Genomic DNA, 1,148 nt, shown 5'->3' with positions numbered 1-1,148 from the left:
GGTTCCGGCGCCAGCCGGCGGATTCCTCGTGCGGCAGCCCCAGCAGCTGGACCTCGCGCACGGCGCGGGGCGTCAGGCCGTCGCCGCAGACCTTTTCGCGCGGGAAGGCCGTCTTTTCCAGCACGGTCACGTCCACGCCGGCGCGGGCGAGGTAGTACGCGGCCGTGGATCCGGCCGGCCCCGCCCCAACAATGAGAACTGACATGGCTACAGGGTGTGCCTGCTGCTCTGGCGCCGCAGCGCGGCCTGCGCCCGGGCATTGGCCGCCTCGTCGCGGCCGGGCTTGACGGCCCGGTGCACGGCGACGATGCCGCCGGACAGGTTGCGATAGGCCACGTCCTGCCAGCCTTCGCCGGTGATCCACTCGCCCAGCTGGTCCTGGTTGGGCCAGGCGCGGATGGACTCGGCCAGGTAGACGTAGGAATCGGGGTTGGACGAAATCTTGGACGCGATCGCCGGCAGCGCGCGCATCAGGTACTCGGTGTAGACGGTGCGCCAGACCGGGAGGGTGGGGTGCGAGAACTCGGCGATCACGAGCCGGCCGCCGGGCTTGGCCACGCGCAGCATTTCGCGCAGCGCCAGTTTCGGATCGCTGACGTTGCGCAGGCCGAAGGAGATGGTCACGGCATCGAAGGAGTTGTCCGCGAAGGGCAGATTGGTCGCGTCCCCGGCCACGAAGTCGATGTCGGGGCGGCGGCGCTTGCCGACGCGCAGCATGCCCAGGGAGAAGTCGCACGCGACCACGTGGATGCCGGCATCGGCATAGGGTTCGCTGGAGGTGCCCGTCCCGGCGGCCAGGTCCAGGACCTTCTGGCCACGTTCGGCGTCCACCGCGTCCACCACGATCCGGCGCCACCGGCGCGTCTGGCCCATCGACAGCACATCGTTGACCAGGTCGTACTTCGGCGCCACGTCATCGAACATGGCGGCTACTTCATCCGGGCGCTTCTCCAGCGATGCACGATTCACTGGGCCATTGTCTCAAAGACCGGCGGCCGCCCGCGAACCCGGGCTTCGCGGGCGGTGGCGTTTGCCGGGCAGAGTAGGCTTAATGACCATGACCTCCCCCCTGTCCCCCTCGTCCGGCCTGCCCGGAACCGGGCCTGCCGCAGCGGCCGGCCGCACGGAACCGGAGGCCGCCGACCGGT

At 70.2% G+C, this 1,148-nt stretch carries 2 protein-coding genes; both read right to left on the bottom strand.

What is annotated here, in order from left to right; all coding sequences use genetic code 11:
- Window positions 1-205 (bottom strand): FAD-dependent oxidoreductase (locus AC5RUJ_RS16815; RefSeq protein WP_494156309.1); only part of this gene is annotated, 205 nt, incomplete at its 3' end.
- Window positions 206-207: 2 nt separating this feature from the next.
- Window positions 208-969 carry a demethylmenaquinone methyltransferase gene (locus tag AC5RUJ_RS16810; protein ID WP_494000591.1) on the bottom strand — a complete coding sequence of 254 codons (762 nt, stop codon included), beginning with the start codon at window positions 967-969 and terminating at the stop codon, window positions 208-210.
- Window positions 970-1,148 lie beyond the last annotated feature (179 nt).

It is taken from the genome of Arthrobacter sp. Y3223164, assembly GCF_059091005.1.
Note: the sequence above shows the minus strand (reverse complement) of the source record. Positions and strands in the feature narration are given on the sequence as shown.